The organism is Pseudomonas sp. UBA1879, assembly GCF_002338065.1.
Lineage (GTDB): Bacteria > Pseudomonadota > Gammaproteobacteria > Pseudomonadales > Pseudomonadaceae > Aquipseudomonas.
Genome location: NZ_DDHJ01000015.1, coordinates 1 through 18,710 on the forward strand (window position 1 = coordinate 1; position 18,710 = coordinate 18,710).

Here is an 18,710-nt window from a genome sequence, read left to right on the forward strand (position 1 = left end):
TCCACAACGGCATCGAGTACGGAATGATGCAGGCCTTCGCCGAAGGCTTCGACATTCTCAAGACCAAGAACTCGGAAAACCTGCCGGAAGACCAGCGCTTCGATCTGAACCTGGGCGATATCGCTGAAGTCTGGCGTCGCGGCAGCGTCGTGTCGTCCTGGCTGCTGGACCTGACCGCCGATGCGCTGGCCACCGACCCACAGCTCAATGCCTACTCCGGCTCCGTGGCCGACAGCGGTGAAGGCCGCTGGACCATCGAGGCTGCCATGGAGCAGGCGGTGCCGGTGCCAGTGCTGTCCACGTCCTTGTTCGCCCGCTTCCGCTCCCGTCAACAAAGCACGTATGGCGACAAGATGCTCTCCGCCATGCGTTTCGGTTTTGGTGGTCATAAGGAACCAAAATAATGGGTTTGACCCGAAGCAAGCAAAAGGCCCCGGTCGCTCCGGCGACCACGCTGTTCCTGTTCGGCGCCCACGGCGACCTGGTCAAACGGCTGTTGATGCCGGCCCTCTATAACCTGTTCCGTGACGGACTGGTAGGCGAGGACCTGCACATCGTCGGGGTTGACCACAACACCGTCAGCGATGCCGACTTCGCCAAAAAGCTCGAGGACTTTATCCGTCAGGAGGCAGCCAGCAAGGTCGCCGAAGGTGGCAAGGATCCGCTGGACCCGGCGTTGTGGGGCAGCCTGGCCAAACGCATCACTTACATCACCGGGGATTTTCTCGACGACGCCACGTACACGGCCATCGACGACAAGATCAAGAGCACGGGCACCAATAATGCCGTGTTCTACCTGGCGACCGCGCCGCGTTTTTTCAGCGAAGTGACTCAGCGGCTTGGCTCGTCTGGCCTGATGGTGGAGGGCGAGGATCATTTCCGTCGCGTGGTGATCGAAAAGCCGTTCGGTCACGACCTGCCAAGTGCGGTCGCGCTGAACAATTGCTTGTTGAAGGTGATGAGCGAGAAGCAGATCTACCGAATTGACCATTACCTGGGCAAGGAGACGGTGCAGAACATTCTGGTCAGCCGTTTCTCCAACGGTCTGTTCGAATCGTTCTGGAACAACCATTACATCGATCACGTGCAGATCACCGCGGCCGAAACCGTGGGTGTCGAGACGCGCGGCAGTTTCTATGAAACCACCGGCGCGTTGCGGGACATGGTGCCTAATCATCTGTTCCAGCTGCTGGCGATGGTGGCCATGGAGCCGCCTGCGGCGTTTGGCGCTGATGCGGTGCGCGGTGAAAAAGCCAAGGTGATTGGCGCCGTTCGGCCCTGGTCGGAGATGGAAGCCCTGGCCAACTCGGTGCGTGGCCAATACACCGAGAGCACCGTCAATGGCAAAAGCGTGCCCGGCTACCGTCAGGAAGACCGGGTCGCGGAAGACAGCACGACCGAGACCTATGTCGCGCTCAAAGTCATGGTCGACAACTGGCGGTGGATGGGCGTGCCATTCTACCTGCGCACCGGCAAGCGCATGAGCGTGCGTGACACGGAGATCGCCATCTGCTTCAAGCCCGCGCCGTATGCACAATTCCGCGACACCGACGTGGATCGGGTAGCGCCGAACTTCCTGAAAATCCAGATCCAGCCTGACGAAGGCATGTGGTTCGACCTGCAAGCCAAAAAGCCCGGGCCGACGCTGGATATGCAAACCATTGAGCTGGGGTTCGCCTACAAGGACTTCTTCGAAATGCAGCCGTCGACCGGCTATGAAACTCTCATCTACGACTGCCTGACCGGCGATCAGACCCTGTTCCAGCGCGCCGACAACATCGAAAACGGCTGGCGCGCGGTGCAGCCGTTCATTGATGCCTGGGCCAAGGATCCCCACGTCGAGCCTCATCAGGCCGGCGAGGATGGCCCTGCCGCCGCCGATGAGTTGCTGGCCCGTGACGGCCGCATTTGGCAGCGCCTCGGATGAGTGCAGCCACGCAGCCCCTCATCCGGTTCATGCTGTCGGACATCGATGGCACGTTGCTGCGGCCCGATCACAGCTTGAGCCAAGCCAACATCGACGCCATACGCCAGCTGCAAGCCGCCGGGATTCAATTCTCGGTGGCGAGCAGCCGGCCGCCTCGCGCGATGCGCCGGCAGATAGAAGCCCTGGGCATCGACCTGCCGACGGTGGCATTCAATGGCGCCAATATCATTAACCCTGACGGCAGTCTGCTGAAGGCTCATCGCATCGACCCTCAGGCCGCGCGCACCAGCCTCGACCTGTTCGCCGGTGAGCAGGTGGCGGTGTGGGTGTTTGCCGACGATCAATGGCTGCTCGTCGACCCCCACGGGGATTACGTCGAGCATGAGCGCAATACGCTGGGTTACGACTTCGTCAAGGTCGATCACTTTGATGACTACCTCGATCGGATCGACAAGATTGTCGCCGCCAGCAAGGATTTCGAACTGCTCAAGCGGCTGGAGATGCGGCTCAACCCATTGATCGCCGACACCGCGCGAGCGGCCCGATCCCAGGCCTATTACCTCGATGTCACGGCACTCGATGCCAACAAAGGCACGGCGCTGCAATCCCTAGCGGAAACGTTGGGAGTAGCGCTCGCCCAGACGGCGGCCATCGGCGATGCCGGCAACGACGTGGCGATGTTCCTGCGCGCAGGGCTGTCGATTGCCATGGGGCAGGCTGAAGCCGAGGTCAAGCACCATGCCGATCATGTGACCGGCAGCAACCTGGAGGACGGCGTCGCCACGGCCATCGAACGTTATATCCTGCCGCGCTGATCGGCGTGGCAGCGGGCGGCGGCCGATCGATACGTCGAGCGGCCGAGCCTCTCTCCCAAAGACACCAGAAGGGACCTGCACCCCATGGCTGTATTGATCGAAGACTATGCGCTGCTCGGCAACTGCCGCACAGCAGCGCTGGTGGCTCGCGACGGGTCACTGGACTGGCTGTGTTTCCCCCGATTCGACGCTCCTGCCTGTTTTTCCGCGCTTTTAGGCGACAGCGATAATGGCCGCTGGAAAATCGCTCCCACCGACTGCAACGCCACGTCCCGGCGCCGCTACCGCGACGGCACGCTGATTCTCGAAACCACCTTCACCACCGACACCGGCTCCGCCTTGCTGGTGGACTTCATGCCCATGGCCGAAGACAGCAGTGTGGTGCGTATCGTGATCGGCCTTGAAGGGCGGGTCGATTTCGCGATGGACCTGGCAATTCGCTTCGATTACGGCAGCACCGTGCCTTGGGTCGAAAAGCGCGAGCCCCACACCATGACGGCGGTCGCCGGCCCGGAAATGCTGGTGTTGCGCACGCCTTCCGAATTGCACCCGATGGACCATCACACGGAGAGCCGGTTTACGGTCGAGGCTGGACAGCGACTGGGTTTCGGCTTGTCTTGGCAGGCTTCCCATGAGCCTGTGCGCGAGGCCTTCGATTTGGAAGCGGCATTGGCGCAGACCGAAGGTTTCTGGCGTGAGTTCTCGGATCGCTGCCCGGATGTCGGCCCCTGGACCGATCAGGTCAAGCGCTCATTGGTCACCCTGAAAGCCATGACCTATGCGCCCACAGGTGGCATCGTCGCCGCGGTAACCACGTCGCTGCCCGAACAACTGGGGGGCGAACGCAACTGGGATTACCGCTTCTGCTGGTTGCGCGATGCGACCATGACGTTGCTGGCGTTCATGAATCTGGGCTACTACGAAGAAGCCACGGCCTGGCGTAACTGGCTGTTGCGTTCGGTGGCGGGCAACCCTGAGCAGGTGCAGATCATGTATGGCCTGGGCGGCGAGCGGCGTTTGCCGGAATATCAGTTGCCCTGGCTGAGCGGCTACGAACACTCGCGCCCGGTGCGCATCGGCAACGCCGCGGCGACGCAAATGCAACTGGACGTCTATGGGGAAGTGGCGGACGCCATGACTCAGGCCCTCAAAAGTGGCTTGCCGCGTCTGCCTCGCAGCACGGAAATCCAGAAAGTGATCATGCCGTTCCTTGAGAAGGTCTGGCATCTGCCGGACGCCGGGATCTGGGAAATCCGCTCCGAGCCCAGGCACTTCACGCATTCCAAGGTCATGGCTTGGGTGTCGTTCGATCGTAATGCGGGGGTGCTGGCCCAAAGCGACAATCCTGAAGATCGCGAGCGGGGGCGCCACTATCGACAGATCGCCGACGAGATTCATGCCGACGTCTGCGCCCACGGCTACGACGCCGATCTCGGCAGTTTCGTGCAAACCTACGGTGGCAAGGCATTGGACGCCAGTCTGCTGCAGATCGCCCTGACTGGGTTTTTGCCGGTGGACGATCCTCGCGTGACCGGCACCGTTGCGCAAATCGAACAGACCCTGATGCAGGACGGCTTGCTGTTGCGCTACGACAGCGAACGCAGCACCGATGGCGTGTCAGGAAGCGAAGGGACGTTCCTGGTCTGCTCATTCTGGCTAGCCGACGTTTACGTGCTGCAAGGGCGTGACGAAGAGGCGTGCGAGTTGTTCGATCGCCTGTGCGGGCTGTGCAATGACCTGGGCCTGCTGGCCGAGCAATACGACCCGCGGGAAGGCCGCATGCTGGGCAACTTCCCTCAGGCGTTCAGCCATATCGGCATCATCAACACCGCGCTGAACCTGCACCGGGTGATTTGCCCGGTAAAAACCCGCGCGACGGCGGAGTCGGACGCTGTGGTTGGTTAAGTGAGGGCCCATTGGAAAATGGCGCGGGATACCCGCGCCGAAGACCCTGTAGGAGACGCCGGAGGTACGACGGCAGCGACAGCGGTGGATCAGCGGCAGATAGGCGAGCTGACAGACCGTCGTCGCTGCCGTCGTACCTCCGACGTCCCCCACCCCGTGAACTGCCTGCGGCGTCTCGCAAGGTTGGCGCCATCGTGGCGGTCGTCAACGCGCCTTACGAAACGTGAAATTGATCCGCTGTTCGCCCAATTGCGGATGCTCAGCCTGTTTGATCGGCATTACGCCGTGGAAGCGCAGACGATCTTCGCCGCCCCACACCACCACATCGCCATGGAACAACGGTACCCGCTGAGTAGCATCGTTTCGTGCCAGCCCGCCGAACAGAAACATCGCCGGAATGCCCAGTGAGACCGAGACCACGGGCCATTCATACGCCTGTTCATCCTTGTCTTGATGCAGTGACATTTTCGCGCCGGGGATATACCGATTGATCAAACACGCATCGGGCACAAACCCCGGGAAACCCGCCGCATCCGCTGCCTGCTGCGCCAGTTCGAAAAACACCTCGGGCATTGCGGGCCAGGGCTGACCGGTCTGAGGGTCGATGCTCGAATAGGCATAGCCTCGCGGGCTGGTGATCCAGCCGAAGCTGCCGCAGCTGCTCAACGCTGCTGACATGGTGTGACCGCCGGGGGTGACCATGTGGCGAAAGGGCGCCTGGGCCAACACGCTGTCGAGGGCGGGCAGCAGCCGGTCGATCAGCGGCAGAGCGAAGCTTCGCAGCACCCAGGAACGCGGGCCAATTCGTTCAGTGGCGGGTGGCTGGGGCGCGTCGTCCGCGAACAGATCCAGGGTCGTGGGCAGGGTGCCTTTGCGGTGCATCATCAGGAATTCCGATTACAGCGCCTTGCTGACCTTCACATCGCTGATCACGTCATCGCTGCCGCTGTGCATTTTTTGCAGGGCGGCCCGCGCTTCTTCAGCGGAAGGGGATTGCAGCAGGGCAAACTCGAAACGGCGTTCGCCATTGAGCTTATAGCTGATGGCATATTTCACGACGGAAGTGGTGGTCGTCATGGCGAGGTTCCTTGAACGGCTGAAGCAGGTGGGATGAACGAAGCTTTCACGCAGCGTGTGCTGGAATGCTCAACTCAAGCGTGAAGACGAACGTCGCACGATCTTGATCGAGTGAGTGAACGTGGTCTTGCGGCCCCCATGGCTGTCCATCTTGCGCCCGGCGGTGTCGATGGTGATGTTCCAGAAACCGGTGCTGGGCACGGCAATCTTGGCCGGGAAGCGGTCGAACGCGCCGCCGTGGTAAGTGTGGCGGCCGCCATTCTTGAAGCTGCGGAAATTCGCGTCGCTCATCAGGCGGATGTTGCAGAGCTGGGAGCACTCGATGACGACCAGGTCGTCTTCATTGAGGTGCTCGCGCTGGTGTACGAATTTCATGGGTGTCTCCGGAGACAGGGCATTCTCGAAAACGCGAAACGATAGCACGGACCGTCGTCAGGTTGAGCGCGACGCCGACTTTTATTGCGGCTCGGGTGACGAAATAAAATGCAAGCGTTCGGGATTTAATCGAAACCCGGCTTGTCGTAGCACCTTTACTGGAGGGATTGTATGAAACTGGCTGTTGTAATGTTGGCGTTGGCGATGACAGGCTGCGCCAGTGTCGCTGACATCGAACACACGCCCGCGACGATGAGCGTGATGTCGGGGAAAAATCCTCAGGAGTACGCCGAGTGCTTCGTCGCCAGAATTTCAGACAGTCGCACGCCCCCGCAAGTCGAACCTCATAAGGAAGGCCTGCGCGTGATCGTCCCGCAGAAATTCTCCAGTGGAACGCCGACCGCTATCGTTGTCATCGAGAAACGTTCGGGCGGAAGTTCGATCAAGCTGTTCGAGGACGGCGGCAACAACCCGTTGCGGCCCAAGGACATACAGCATGCAGTCACGGCCTGCATCTCGGGCGAGTGAGTTAGGCAGGCTGGGTCGTAACTGGACGCTCGGTAAGCGACGCGCCAATATCCGCGTCGTTTACTTGCACATCACCAATACGGTGCGTGTCTTGTAGTTGCCGACGTCGACACCCAGCGTCTTGTCGTCTTCCTTAGGCTGCGGTGTGCCGTTGGTGCTGACGATGTTGTAGCCGGTGCCCGCGCACGAGGCGTCGGCCTTTTCATAGCAAGCGGCCCAGGACATGGCTTCGCCCGAGCAGTCGATGCTCAGGGCCTGCTTGCCGTTCTTCAGGTAAGTGCTTTGCGCGGTGGCGCAGCCGGTCAGGCCCAATACGACAAGGACAAACAGGATCTTGGTCATTTCAAATGCTTCACGATGAGGGCCGGGGTTGAATAATCAGCCTCTGTCTGACTGAGGGGTTGTGCCATCGTTCCGGCATCACCAAAACATTTTTCTGTTCCAGGGCACCCTGAAGCGTTGTCGTTCGTGCGTTACGAGCGTGTGCCGAACGACCCGCTCACATCAGGATTTTTTGTCAGCGCGACGACGTGGCGCTGGGGTGTCCTGAAACACCGAGGCCACTTCAACGGCGCTGCTTTCGCTCGTGAAAGGGCCTGCCACGGCTTCTTGATCGTGGCCCACCAACCACCACTGGCCGTCCTGCAGCTTCTTGATCTGGTAACCGTTAACGCTTTTGACTTCCGACATCGATCCATCTCGATAAGTGATTCAGGCGCGCATGATACGGCGTAACCGCATTATTTTCCTACGCACCCGGATCTTCGCGTCTACGCTCTGAAGTGTCGTTCAATGGCGGTTTCGAGGGAGGGATCCCTCGAACGAATGAGGTCAGGACGGTGAAGGGGTCACTCTCTCGTTCGGCGCAGCCGTCCGCTGCCGAGGTGTCGGGGTGGCGTCATCAAAAAAACGTACGGAACGCGGTGCGGAACTATCTGCGCGGCTGCTCCTCTACCAAGACATCGAATCGGCCAGTGGCGGGGCATTGTAAGGTGATCGCCTCCTGATTAGACTGCGCCGCAACACCCCCAGCCCCATCAAGGACTCATATGATCAAGAAATGCTTGTTCCCTGCAGCCGGTTACGGCACTCGCTTTTTGCCAGCGACCAAAGCCATGCCCAAAGAGATGCTGGCAGTTGTTAACAAGCCACTGATCCAGTACGGCGTAGAGGAAGCACTGGCTGCGGGTTTAAACGAAATCTCCATCGTGACCGGTCGCGGCAAGCGCGCCCTGGAAGACCACTTCGACATCAGCTACGAGCTGGAGCACCAGATCAAGGGCACCGACAAAGAGAAATACCTGGTCGGTATCCGTCGTCTGATCGACGAATGCAGCTTTTCCTACACGCGTCAGACCGAAATGAAGGGCCTGGGTCACGCCATCCTCAGCGGCCGTCCGCTGATTGGCAACGAGCCGTTCGCCGTGGTGTTGGCGGATGACTTGTGCGTCAACCTCGATGGCGAAGGCGTGCTGGCGCAAATGGTCAAGCTGCACAAGCAATACAAGTGCTCGATCGTGGCCATCCAAGAAGTCGATCCGAACGAGACCAACAAGTACGGGGTGATCGCCGGTGAGGAAATCAAAGACGGTCTGTTCCGCGTGACTGACATGGTCGAGAAGCCAAAGCCGGAAGACGCGCCGTCGAACCTGGCGATCATTGGCCGTTACATCCTGACTCCGGACATCTTCGAGAAAATCGAACAGACCGAGCCAGGCAAAGGCGGGGAAATCCAGATCACTGACGCCCTGATGAAGCAGGCCGCTGAAGGCAACGTTCTGGCTTACAAATTCAAGGGCAAACGCTTTGACTGCGGTGGCGCTGAAGGTTACGTCGAGGCCACCAACTTCTGCTTCGAACACTTCTACAAAACCGGTAAGTCCACTCAGTGATGACGCTGTGCCGATAACCTTCGGCGCTCTGTATCGCAGCACAAAGCCACCTTCGGGTGGCTTTGTCGTTTCTATCTTCGAGCCCTTGCCGCGCGCGCTGGAGCGGTTATGCTAGCCCTCCTGCCAAGGAGACATTATGAGCTACGACTTCGACCTTTTCGTCATCGGTGCCGGTTCCGGGGGTGTGCGTGCCGCGCGTTTTTCTGCCGGTTTCGGCGCCCGTGTCGCGGTCGCCGAAAGCCGCTATCTGGGCGGCACCTGCGTCAACGTCGGTTGCGTACCGAAAAAATTGCTGGTGTACGGCGCGCATTTTTCCGAGGACTTCGAGAATGCCAAGTCCTTCGGCTGGACCGTAGGAGCACCTGAATTCGACTGGGCTCACCTGATTGCCAACAAGAATCAGGAAATCAGCCGGCTCAACGGCATCTATCGCAAGTTGCTGAATGACAGCGGCGTCACGCTGATGGAAGGTCATGCCCGATTGCGCGGGCCTCATGAAGTCGAAATCAACGGCCAGGTGCATACCGCCGAGCACATCATGATCGCCACCGGCGGCTGGCCACAAATCCCGGATATTCCCGGTCGCGAGCACGCCATTACGTCCAACGAAGCGTTTTTCCTGAAGGAATTGCCGAAGCGGGTGGTGGTAGTCGGTGGCGGCTACATCGCAGTGGAATTCGCGTCCATCTTCAATGGCATGGGCAGCGACGTCACGCTGATGTACCGCGGCGAGCTGTTCCTGCGGGGTTTCGACGGCGGCGTACGGGAGCATTTGCGAGACGAGTTGACCAAACACGGCATGACGCTGCGCTTCAACACGCAGATCGAGCAAATCGACAAACGCGCTGATGGTACCCTCGACCTGACCCTCAACGACGGCACCCCCTTCAACACCGATTGCGTGTTCTACGCCACCGGGCGCCGCCCGATGCTCGACAACCTGGGCATGGAAACCGTTAACGTCGAACTCGATGACAAAGGCTTCATCAAGGTCGACGACAACTACCAGACCAGCGAGCCGTCGATCATCGCCATCGGTGACATCATCGGCCGCGTACAGCTCACGCCGGTCGCCCTCGCCGAGGGCATGGCTGTGGCGCGGCGGCTGTTCAAGCCGGAGCAATATCGTCCGGTCGATTATCGTCACATACCCACGGCCGTCTTCAGCTTGCCCAATATCGGCACTGTCGGGCTGACCGAGGAAGAAGCGAAAAAAGGCGGCTACGATGTGCAGATATTCGAGAGCCGTTTCCGTCCGATGAAGTTGACCCTGACCGACAATCAGGAGCGCACGCTGATGAAGCTGGTGGTCGATGCCAAGACGGACCGCGTGCTGGGCTGCCACATGGTCGGGCCGGATGCTGGCGAGATCATTCAGAGCATGGCGATCGCCATCAAGGCCGGCGCCACCAAGCAGATTTTCGACGACACCATAGGCGTGCACCCGACGGCCGCAGAAGAGTTCGTTACCATGCGCACCGTCACCCGCTAGTGTTTGATTCCCGGCCTCATGGATGAGGCACGGACCTGCAATCGTTGAAGGATGGACCCGTTTTGACCAGCAAGAGCTTTCCGGCATCCATGCCCTTGAATCCTATCGCGCCTGACGGCAATGCCACTGATGACCAGAGCGCCGACGATCAGTTGCCGGCGGGGCCTGAGGCATTGCGCGAGAGCGAGCGCCAATTCCGCACCCTCGCCGACAACATGAGTCAGCTGGCGTGGATCGCCGATCCCGCCGGGAAAATCTATTGGTACAACGCCCGTTGGTACAGCTACACGGGGACGTCCCATGAGGCGATGATGGCGCTGGGTTGGCGTTCGCTGCACCACCCGGACCATCTGGAGCGTGTGGACACGCGCATGCGTCGCTGTTTTGCCACCGGCTCGATCTGGGAAGACACCTTTCCGCTGCGGGGCAAGGACGGACTGTATCGTTGGTTCCTGTGCCGTGCATTGCCCATTCGCAACGATCAGGGCGCGATCACCTACTGGCTGGGCACCAGCACCGATGTTACCGCTCAAGTCAGCGCCGAAGACGCGTTGCGTGAGCTCAACGAAAGCCTCGAACGTCGCGTGGCAGAGCGCACCCGTGAACTGGCCGAAATCAACGAGCGCTTGCAGGTGGAGATCGGCGAACGGGCGCAGGCCGAAGAGGCGTTGCGTCACGCTCAGAAAATGGACGCCATCGGCCAACTGACCGGTGGCATCGCCCATGACTTCAACAACATGCTGACCGGCGTGCTGGGCGCGCTGGACCTGATTCAGCGGCGTGTCGCGGCGGGGCGGGTGGCGGAAATCGACCGCTACATCGAAGCCGCCATGAGCTCGGCCAATCGCGCTGCCTCGTTGACTCATCGCCTGCTGGCGTTCGCCCGGCGGCAATCCCTCGACCCGCGCCCCGTGGACGTCAACCAGATGGTGGTGTCGATGGAGGAGTTGGTGCGTCGGACCGTGGGCGAGAGCATCGAGCTGGAGATCGACCTGAACAGCGCGCTCCACTTGACCAATACCGATGAGCACCAACTGGAAAACGCGCTGCTGAATCTGGTGATCAACGCCCGAGATGCCATGCCGGAAGGCGGTCGGCTGCTGATTCAGACCGAGGTCATTCACGTCGCCGTCTTCCAGGAGACGCTGACGCCGGGGGATTACGTGCGGCTCAGTGTGCAGGACACGGGCACCGGGATGTCCGCCGAGGTCATCGCCCGGGCGTTCGACCCTTTTTTCACCACCAAGCCGATCGGCCAGGGCACGGGCCTCGGGTTATCAATGGTGTACGGCTTCATTAACCAGACGGGCGGCCATGTCCGGATCGACAGCGTAGAAGGCCGTGGCACGCGTATCGATCTGTATTTGCCCTGCCATTTCGAGTCCACCGGCAGGCAGTTGCCTGCAGCAGAAGATGCCGCCGCGCCACGGGCGGGGCAGGGCGAGCGGATCCTGGTGGTGGAAGACGAGCCCGACGTGCGGATGCTGGTGGTGGACGTACTGCGCGAGCTGGGCTACTTGGTGGACGTCGCCGCCGATGGGCCGTCTGCGTTGCCCTATTTGCAGGACCTGGGTCGGATCGATCTGCTGGTGACCGATGTGGGCTTGCCAGGCATGAACGGCAGGCAGCTGGCAGAGATTGCCCGCCAACATCGTCCCCACTTGCGGGTGCTGTTCATGACTGGCTATGCCCGCAATGCTCAAGTACGCAGCGACTTTCTGGAGCAGGGCATGGACATGCTGACCAAGCCCTTCAGCATCGATGACCTGGCGCAGCGGGTGCGCGTATTGATCGAGACTCCCGGCGAGGCGCCTTAGCCCTCCACCGCGTCCTGGGCATCGGCGCGGCCTGCGCGCAAGTTCTCCAGCGCGACCTCGGTTTTGATCAGAATCAGCTCCAGCACGCGATTCTGTTGGTCGCGCTCGGTCAGCCGCTCCTGAATCTTCTCGGCTTCGTTCAGCGCGTTCTGCAAACGTTCCTGCAGCAGCGCGCATTGCGTGTGGGCCTGCAGATGTTGCGCCTTGAGGGCATCGATCTGTCCATCTTTGTCTTGCAGCCGAGCGGCGCTGTCGTGGGCTGCCTGAGTCAGTTGTGCGTTCTTTCGCTGCTCGGCATGCAGGTCTTTCTGGGTTGCCAGCAATGTCGCGGTCTGAGTACCCAGTTTGGTGGTCTGCGCGGCGTGACGCTCGATCAGGTCGTTCAAACGACGTTCGACGCTGGCCATCGCGTCCTCCATCGTTTTTTTCTCGGCGTCGAGTCGGGCCTGGGCTTCGTCGATCTGTTCCTGCGCCTGCTCCCTCAATCGCCGTGCTAGCCGAGCCACCAGACCGTTCAACTCATCGTCGACAGGTGTCACAGGCGTTTCGGGGCTCGGACTGTCCAACTCGCGCATCAGCCGATGGATGGTGGACTTGGAGCCGGTATTGCCCATTTCGATACGTATCGCGTCGATGCTCGGATTTTCACCGCGGGCGATGATCGCCGCGCGTGCAGCCTGTACATCTGCCTTGTTTATCCCGCTGCGGGCCATGCGAGCTCCTGAAAAAATGGAACGGATACGTACCGCCTGTTACGTACCATCAAAGCCGCGGGAGTTTGCCTGAGTTTATGAGGGTTGTCTGCGGCGGGTTGAACATCGATGGGTGAACTGAGTAGGCTGGGCGCGAATTCGGGCGTGGAGACGTCGCCAAGCTGTCACTGATTTCTTCTATGTAGAGTGTCAGTTCATAGCGAAAACAAATGACTGACATGAGGTTTGCCAATGAGCCCTGCTCGGTGATTGTGCGTAAGATCCTCCCCATCGAATTTAAATGCATTCTTTCTACAAACCCCTAAGGAGATTCACCCGATGCCTATCATTAACAGCCAAGTAAAACCGTTCAAAGCTACTGCTTTCAAAAACGGCGCTTTCGTTGAAGTTTCGGATGCTGACCTGAAAGGCAAATGGTCTGTGGTGTTCTTCTACCCAGCCGACTTCACTTTCGTCTGCCCGACTGAGCTGGAAGACCTGGCTGACAACTACGACGCCTTCCAGAAACTGGGCGTTGAGATCTACTCCGTGTCCACTGACACTCACTTTGCTCATGCTGCCTGGCACAACACCTCGCCAGCCATCGGCAAAATCCAGTACACCATGATTGGTGACCCAACCCTGACCATCTCCCGTAACTTCGACGTGCTGATCGAAGAAGCTGGCCTGGCTGACCGCGGTACATTCGTGATCAACCCAGAAGGTCAGATCAAAATCGTTGAACTGAACGACGGCGGTGTTGGCCGTGACGCTTCCGAGCTGCTGCGCAAAATCAAAGCGGCTCAATACGTTGCTGCTCACCCGGGCGAAGTGTGCCCAGCCAAGTGGCAAGAAGGCGAGGCTACCCTGGCGCCTTCCCTGGACCTGGTCGGCAAGATCTAAGTCCTCATGTCAGGACTGGGGGCGATGAGCCCATAAGCACGTAAACCGCATCGCCCCCAAAAAACGCCCGGGCGGTCAACGCCTGGGCGTTTTTATTTCAAGCACTGCAGTTCAGACCCTGAATGCCAAGAAAAGGAAGCCGAATCATGTTGGACGCCAATCTTAAAGCTCAATTGAAATCGTACCTGGAGCGGATCACTCGCCCAATCGAGATCGTCGCGTCCCTCGATGACGGCGCAAAATCCCAGGAAATGCTGGCCCTGCTGAACGACATCGTCAGCAGCTCCCACCAGATCACCCTCGACACCAACGGCACCGATGCCCGCACGCCATCCTTCGCCCTGAACAGCCCGGGTCAGGACATCAAGTTGCGCTTTGCCGGTCTGCCAATGGGTCACGAATTCACCTCGCTGGTGCTGGCGCTCCTGCAAGTCGGCGGCTACCCGTCCAAAGCCACCGAGGACACCCTCGAGCAGGCGCGTTCCCTGACCGGTGAGTTCAAGTTTGAGACCTACTTTTCGCTGACCTGCCAAAACTGCCCTGACGTGGTCCAGGCGCTGAACCTGTTGGCCGTGCTCAATCCGAACGTGCAGCATGTCGCCATCGAGGGCGGTCTGTTCCAGCAGGAAGTCACCGATCGTCAAATCATGTCGGTGCCGAGCATCTACCTGAACGGCGAGTTGTTCGCTCAAGGTCGCATGAATCTGGAAGAAATTCTGGCGAAGATCGATACCAGCGCCGGTGATCGCCAGGCTGAGAAACTGAACGCCAAAGAAGCCTTCGACGTCCTCGTGGTAGGCGGTGGCCCTGCAGGCTCCGCAGCGGCGATCTATGCAGCGCGTAAAGGCATTCGCACCGGTGTCGCAGCTGAGCGTTTCGGCGGTCAGGTGCTGGACACCATGGCGATCGAAAACTTTATCTCGGTGCAGCACACCGAAGGCCCGAAACTGGCCGTCGCCCTGGAAGAGCACGTCAAGGAATACGAAGTCGACATCATGAACCTGCAACGCGGCGATCAGCTGCTTCCGGGCAAAGATGGCGCGCTGCACCAGGTCAAGTTCGCCAGTGGTGGCGTGCTGAAGGCCAAGACCGTGATTCTGGCGACCGGTGCCCGCTGGCGCGAAATGAACGTCCCCGGCGAGCAGCAATACCGCAACAAAGGCGTGGCGTACTGCCCGCATTGCGACGGCCCGTTGTTCAAAGGCAAGCGCGTGGCGGTCATCGGTGGCGGCAACTCCGGCGTCGAAGCGGCGATTGACCTGGCCGGGATCGTGTCCCACGTGACCCTGCTGGAATTCGACAGCTCGCTGCGTGCCGATGCCGTGTTGCAGCGCAAGCTGCACAGCTTGCCGAACGTCACCGTGCTGACCAGTGCTTTGACCAGCGAAGTGACCGGCGACGGACAGAAAGTCAACGGCCTGCGCTACAAGAACCGCATCACCGGCGAAGAGATCAATGTCGAGCTGGAAGGGATCTTCGTGCAGATCGGTTTGCTGCCGAACACGGAATGGCTCAAAGGCACCATCGAGTTGTCGCCTCGTGGCGAGATCTTGATCGACAACCGTGGCGAGACCTCGATTCCGGGCATCTTTGCAGCGGGCGACGTCACCACTGTGCCGTACAAGCAGATCGTGATTGCGGTGGGCGAGGGCGCCAAGGCCTCGCTGAGCGCCTTCGATCACCTGATCCGCACCAGCGCTCCGGCGTGACATTGCGCTGAGTCAGCGTCAGAAATGAAAAAACCTCATGAGCGATCATGAGGTTTTTTTCGTTTCAGACCTGTCGATGACCTTGCGGGAGCCGCTCCTACGGTCAGTGTCAGCCCCAGCGTTTCTGTTTTACTCGGCCACCGGCGTCGGCTGAATGATCTCGACCCAATAACCATCCGGGTCTTTGATGAAGGCCAGGCTTTTCATGCGGCCATCGGTCAGGCGTTTCTGGAAGTCGACGCCCAGTGCCTCGAAACGCGCACACGCGGCGTGGACGTCAGGCACGGAGACGCAGATGTGGCCAAAGCCACGAGGGTCGGCGTTGCCATTGTGGTAAGCAAACGCCGGGTCTTTTTCAGTGCCGTGGTTGTGGGTCAGTTCCAGGATGCCCGGGATGCCTTTCATCCAGACGTTGCGCGCGGCGTCGTCTTCGGGGATCTGTGCTTTGTCGACCAGCGCGAGAAAGTACAAGCTGAATTCGGCTTCAGGAAAATCGCGTTTTTCCACCAGGCTGAATCCCAGGACACGGGTGTAGAAATCCAGCGACGCGGTGATGTCCTTGACTCGCAACATGGTGTGGTTGAACACGAATTTCGCGGTGGCGGCGTCCGGCTGGGCGGTGACGCCCGGGAAGGTGTTCAGTGCATGCAGACTCATGGTGACTCCGAGTGATCCTGTAAATGTTGCGCAATGATACGGGACATGATGGCTGAGCCATACCTCAACGTGCAGGAACCGCGTGGCAGGCCTTGTCGCCGTGTTGTCTGTGGCTCACACTTTGCGGCTCGACGTTCAGGTATCTCCCATGCTCTCCACGTTTCGTACGTTTGCTTTGACCGGCGTGTGCCTGGTCTCGGGCGGCCATGCTGCACTGGCAGCCGACGCGATGATCGTCTGGCCCAGTGACTGGGAAGTCGAAGCATTGCCGCCGTCCGATTCCGATCCCGACCGGCCATCGGTTCAGATCCGGCAAAGGGCGGTGAAGAATGATGACAATGGTGACCCGGCCATGGTCGTTGAGCTGACCCAGACTCGCTTGCAGCCAGGGCATGACGTCAACGTGGAAGGGGTCCTGCTGGAAATGCGCAAAGCGGTTCAGGTGAATTTCGTGCGCGGCGGCTTTCAAAGCGTGTGTACGAAAATGAAGGACAGCACGCTGAGCGAAGTGCCCGCCAAGGAAACCACGTGCACGATCACTCAGAACGGCGCGCATGTCATGACCCAGACGCTGGTAGCAGCGGCCAGTAAAGACAGGGCATGGTCGTTGTCTTACGCGGGCTCGGCCGATGGCTATGCCGCGAACAAGGAGGAAGTGTTACGAATCAGGGACAGCCTGCGGCTGAACGCAGTGCCCTGATCACAGGGTGCATGAACGGCGGGCATAAAGAAGCCCGCCGAAGCGGGCATGGGGCGCTAATCCTTTAGCAGCCTCCATCCTCTAGGTGTCGGTGTGAAAAAAACGTGAAGAAGTTTGCAGCCGGTCGGCGAGTGCCGGTGCATGGGCACCTGAAGGGAAGCCGGATCAACATCTAATTTTAGGCCTACTATCAATCCGGGTAATAATACCTACTCATTACCGCTTTGTATTAATAGTGCCGTGCGAGTACAGCGAAAGTCATTGCGCCGCAATCAGACAACTCCTTTGGCCCGCCCTGGCGATATACATTCTGTTCAGCGAGGCGACAGGTTTGGGGTTAACGGCGGGGTGATGGGAAAGATCTTTATCATTATCAAATCGGCTTATAAACAAGCCCCTGATGAGGGGCTTGTTTATAAGGTTCCGCGCGCCAGGGTCTGGCAATTAACCACGCAACCAGCTGTCCACGGTGTCGGCGCCGTATTGTTCTTTCCAGGACTTCAGGCCGCGATGATTGCCGCCTTTGGTTTCGATCAACTCGCCCGTGTGCGGGTTTTGGTAAACCTTAACTACGCGTGCGCGGCGGCGTTTAGGGCCTGCGGGCGCAGCGGCGGTAGCGGACGGGTTCGGATCGAGGATGGCGATGATATCCCGCAGGCTCTTGTCGTAGCTGGTCATCAGGGCCTGAAGCTTCTGCTCGAATTCGATTTCTTTCTTCAACCCGGCATCGTTCTTCAGGTTCTCCAGCTGAGCCAGCTGTTCCTGAAGGGCTTTTTCTGCTGCGCGAAACTCGGCAAGTCTGGACAAAATAGTACTCCGGCGGTAAATGGCTGTTGTCAGCCCGACGCAAGCAACATGGACGTAATTAAAGCCTTGTGCTCATTGTTTGACTACCCTTCTGTGCGGTGACGATGCCATCGGATGAAGAAACTAACGGGGGTTAGTCAGCTGTCTATCGATGACAGGGTAGTTGTGATTCGTTACGGGGCAAATGATGCACGTTTTTTGCGAGTTGGAAAATAGGCAAAGCGCATTTGAATTCTGAAACTTGCCAACATCTCAACCGAGTCTGACAGGACATACCTGAGTTGACGCTAATGTTTGTAAGTAATTTCTCAAACTAGGGTGTTAATGGAAACTGCCGTTGATGCGATAACGCCAGACGCCGTTTGCTATAGGCCCTGTTGCAGCGCAGGGTCATCAGGATTCAGTTGCTCGAGTTCGGCCAGTAATACCTGCACCTTCTGCAATTGCCCGGTTTCTTTCCAGTATCGGATCAGCAGCGTGCGCGCGCTGCGGTTGGCCGGTTGGCGCTGCAGGATGTCTTCCAGCTGGCGCTGCGCAGGCTCAAGCTGTTGTAGATCGTGCAATGCGACAGCGAGGTCGAGCCGATACGCCGTGTTTTCCGGTTCCAGCTCGACTGCCTTGGCCAGGGCCAACAACGCGTATTCATGTTGGTGGTGCCGCAACAGCCATTGGCCCAGCGCGTGTTGCAGCAGCGAAGAACGGGGGTGCTTCTCCTGCCAAACCGCCAATGCCTGGCGGGAGCGGTCCGATTCGCCTTGCTGATCCAGCAACTGCACTTGTGCGACGCCTACCTGGATGTTGTTGGGTTCCAGTTTCAAGGCGAGGTCGAGGGCCTCGGCGGCTTTGTGGGTGTCGCCCCGATTGATGAACAGTCTGGCGAGTTGTAGCTGGCTTTGCCCGCTGGGAGGTTGTGACACGAGCGTGCTTTCGTAGTCTTCGGCGGCGGTCTGAAGCGCGCCGTAATACAACCCGACATCGTCCGGCGACAGGCCCAGCAAGGCGCGAACGGCGCTAAAGCGCACGCCTTGGTCAGGGTCGTCGAGCAGGGGGCCAACCAGCACGCTGCGTTGCGCCTCGGGGACGATGGCCGTGACGGTGTCGATGGCCGCCTGTTGCACGAGCGGGACGTGGTTCTTCAGCTCGACGTCGAGGATTTTCAGTGCCTGCGCGCTGGGGTAATTGGCCAGCTCGACCAGCAGCCCGGCCCGGCGGATGTCGGAAAGGTCGGTACGGCTGAATTGTTGATAGAGGACTCGGGCAGCGCCAGGCTTGCCATCGTGGGCCTGCTCCAGCGCTTCGGCATAACTGTGGTTGACGACCGGCGGTGGAGGCGGCGCGTGCCAGGCGCGCACGAGCAACCCGAGGGCGACGATCATCGCGACGATGACAGCTGTAATCGCCATCTTCCAGCGGC

General features: G+C 59.7%; 18 protein-coding genes and 2 pseudogenes. 11 read left to right on the plus strand and 9 right to left on the minus strand.

Going from position 1 to position 18,710, the window contains the following annotated elements; genetic code table 11:
- From B3N48_RS15135 to B3N48_RS15150, 4 genes and pseudogenes are all read left to right on the plus strand, one after another.
- Positions 1–404: pseudogene (locus B3N48_RS15135) on the plus strand (6-phosphogluconate dehydrogenase (decarboxylating)); the annotation flags it as partial.
- Positions 404–1,927 carry a glucose-6-phosphate dehydrogenase gene (zwf, locus tag B3N48_RS15140; RefSeq protein WP_296185035.1) on the plus strand — a complete coding sequence of 508 codons (1,524 nt, stop codon included), beginning with the start codon at positions 404–406 and terminating at the stop codon, positions 1,925–1,927. The pseudogene B3N48_RS15135 and the gene zwf, both read left to right, overlap by 1 nt.
- The gene (locus B3N48_RS15145) at positions 1,924–2,742 is read left to right on the plus strand and encodes an HAD family hydrolase (RefSeq protein ID WP_296185037.1); all 819 of its coding nucleotides are present in this window, start codon (positions 1,924–1,926) and stop codon (positions 2,740–2,742) included. The genes zwf and B3N48_RS15145 overlap by 4 nt, the downstream gene beginning before the upstream one ends.
- Before the next feature lie 84 nt (positions 2,743–2,826).
- Positions 2,827–4,647 (plus strand): glycoside hydrolase family 15 protein, encoded by a 1,821-nt coding sequence (locus B3N48_RS15150; RefSeq protein WP_296185040.1) that lies wholly within the window; start codon positions 2,827–2,829, stop codon positions 4,645–4,647.
- 204 nt (positions 4,648–4,851) lie between these two features.
- On the opposite strand, the gene alkB is transcribed toward B3N48_RS15150, so the two are convergent.
- The 3 genes from alkB to B3N48_RS15165 form a co-directional block, all read right to left on the minus strand.
- The gene (alkB, locus tag B3N48_RS15155) at positions 4,852–5,529 is read right to left on the minus strand and encodes a DNA oxidative demethylase AlkB (RefSeq protein ID WP_296186139.1); all 678 of its coding nucleotides are present in this window, start codon (positions 5,527–5,529) and stop codon (positions 4,852–4,854) included.
- 15 nt (positions 5,530–5,544) lie between these two features.
- Complete coding sequence (locus B3N48_RS15160; RefSeq protein ID WP_296185042.1) at positions 5,545–5,724, minus strand: hypothetical protein; 180 nt, start codon at positions 5,722–5,724, stop codon at positions 5,545–5,547.
- Positions 5,725–5,793: 69 nt separating this feature from the next.
- Positions 5,794–6,099, minus strand: coding sequence for a DUF1883 domain-containing protein (locus B3N48_RS15165; RefSeq protein WP_296185045.1), 306 nt, complete (start codon positions 6,097–6,099; stop codon positions 5,794–5,796).
- Positions 6,100–6,270: 171 nt separating this feature from the next.
- Here B3N48_RS15165 and B3N48_RS15170 point away from each other — a divergent pair, with 171 nt between their 5' ends.
- Positions 6,271–6,627 carry a hypothetical protein gene (locus B3N48_RS15170; protein WP_296185048.1) on the plus strand — a complete coding sequence of 119 codons (357 nt, stop codon included), beginning with the start codon at positions 6,271–6,273 and terminating at the stop codon, positions 6,625–6,627.
- 60 nt (positions 6,628–6,687) lie between these two features.
- On the opposite strand, the gene B3N48_RS15175 is transcribed toward B3N48_RS15170, so the two are convergent.
- Together B3N48_RS15175 and B3N48_RS15180 are read right to left on the minus strand one after the other, a co-directional pair.
- Positions 6,688–6,969 carry a hypothetical protein gene (locus B3N48_RS15175; RefSeq protein WP_296185049.1) on the minus strand — a complete coding sequence of 94 codons (282 nt, stop codon included), beginning with the start codon at positions 6,967–6,969 and terminating at the stop codon, positions 6,688–6,690.
- 162 nt (positions 6,970–7,131) lie between these two features.
- Positions 7,132–7,317 carry a hypothetical protein gene (locus B3N48_RS15180; protein WP_296185051.1) on the minus strand — a complete coding sequence of 62 codons (186 nt, stop codon included), beginning with the start codon at positions 7,315–7,317 and terminating at the stop codon, positions 7,132–7,134.
- Between the two features lie 359 nt (positions 7,318–7,676).
- Here B3N48_RS15180 and galU point away from each other — a divergent pair, with 359 nt between their 5' ends.
- From galU to B3N48_RS15195, 3 genes and pseudogenes are all read left to right on the plus strand, one after another.
- Complete coding sequence (gene galU, locus B3N48_RS15185; protein WP_296185053.1) at positions 7,677–8,519, plus strand: UTP--glucose-1-phosphate uridylyltransferase GalU; 843 nt, start codon at positions 7,677–7,679, stop codon at positions 8,517–8,519.
- 136 nt (positions 8,520–8,655) lie between these two features.
- Positions 8,656–10,011, plus strand: a complete 1,356-nt coding sequence (gene gorA / locus B3N48_RS15190) for a glutathione-disulfide reductase (RefSeq protein ID WP_296185055.1) — start codon at positions 8,656–8,658, stop codon at positions 10,009–10,011.
- 164 nt (positions 10,012–10,175) lie between these two features.
- Positions 10,176–11,828 (plus strand): annotated as a pseudogene (locus tag B3N48_RS15195) (ATP-binding protein); the annotation flags it as partial.
- On the opposite strand, the gene B3N48_RS15200 reads toward B3N48_RS15195, so the two are convergent.
- The gene (locus B3N48_RS15200; protein WP_296185057.1) at positions 11,825–12,541 is read right to left on the minus strand and encodes a DNA-binding protein; all 717 of its coding nucleotides are present in this window, start codon (positions 12,539–12,541) and stop codon (positions 11,825–11,827) included. The pseudogene B3N48_RS15195 and the gene B3N48_RS15200 sit on opposite strands and share 4 nt — an antisense overlap.
- A 318-nt stretch (positions 12,542–12,859) precedes the next feature.
- On the opposite strand from B3N48_RS15200, the gene ahpC reads away from it, so the two are divergent.
- Together ahpC and ahpF are read left to right on the plus strand one after the other, a co-directional pair.
- A complete protein-coding gene (gene ahpC, locus B3N48_RS15205; RefSeq protein WP_296185060.1) occupies positions 12,860–13,423 on the plus strand; it encodes an alkyl hydroperoxide reductase subunit C in 564 nt (187 codons plus the stop codon).
- Positions 13,424–13,569: 146 nt separating this feature from the next.
- The gene (gene ahpF / locus B3N48_RS15210) at positions 13,570–15,132 is read left to right on the plus strand and encodes an alkyl hydroperoxide reductase subunit F (protein ID WP_296185063.1); all 1,563 of its coding nucleotides are present in this window, start codon (positions 13,570–13,572) and stop codon (positions 15,130–15,132) included.
- A gap of 129 nt (positions 15,133–15,261) precedes the next feature.
- On the opposite strand, the gene gloA is transcribed toward ahpF, so the two are convergent.
- Entirely contained in the window at positions 15,262–15,789 is a 528-nt protein-coding gene (gene gloA / locus B3N48_RS15215; RefSeq protein ID WP_296185065.1) for a lactoylglutathione lyase, read from the minus strand.
- 148 nt (positions 15,790–15,937) lie between these two features.
- Between gloA and B3N48_RS15220 the strand changes: the two genes are divergently transcribed.
- Positions 15,938–16,489 (plus strand): DUF4946 domain-containing protein, encoded by a 552-nt coding sequence (locus B3N48_RS15220; protein ID WP_296185066.1) that lies wholly within the window; start codon positions 15,938–15,940, stop codon positions 16,487–16,489.
- Between the two features lie 444 nt (positions 16,490–16,933).
- On the opposite strand, the gene B3N48_RS15225 is transcribed toward B3N48_RS15220, so the two are convergent.
- Positions 16,934–17,296: a histone-like nucleoid-structuring protein, MvaT/MvaU family gene (locus B3N48_RS15225; RefSeq protein WP_296185067.1), complete on the minus strand. Its 363-nt coding sequence runs from the start codon at positions 17,294–17,296 to the stop codon at positions 16,934–16,936.
- Between the two features lie 365 nt (positions 17,297–17,661).
- Positions 17,662–18,699 carry a hypothetical protein gene (locus B3N48_RS15230; RefSeq protein WP_414704245.1) on the minus strand — a complete coding sequence of 346 codons (1,038 nt, stop codon included), beginning with the start codon at positions 18,697–18,699 and terminating at the stop codon, positions 17,662–17,664.
- Positions 18,700–18,710: the final 11 nt, after the last annotated feature.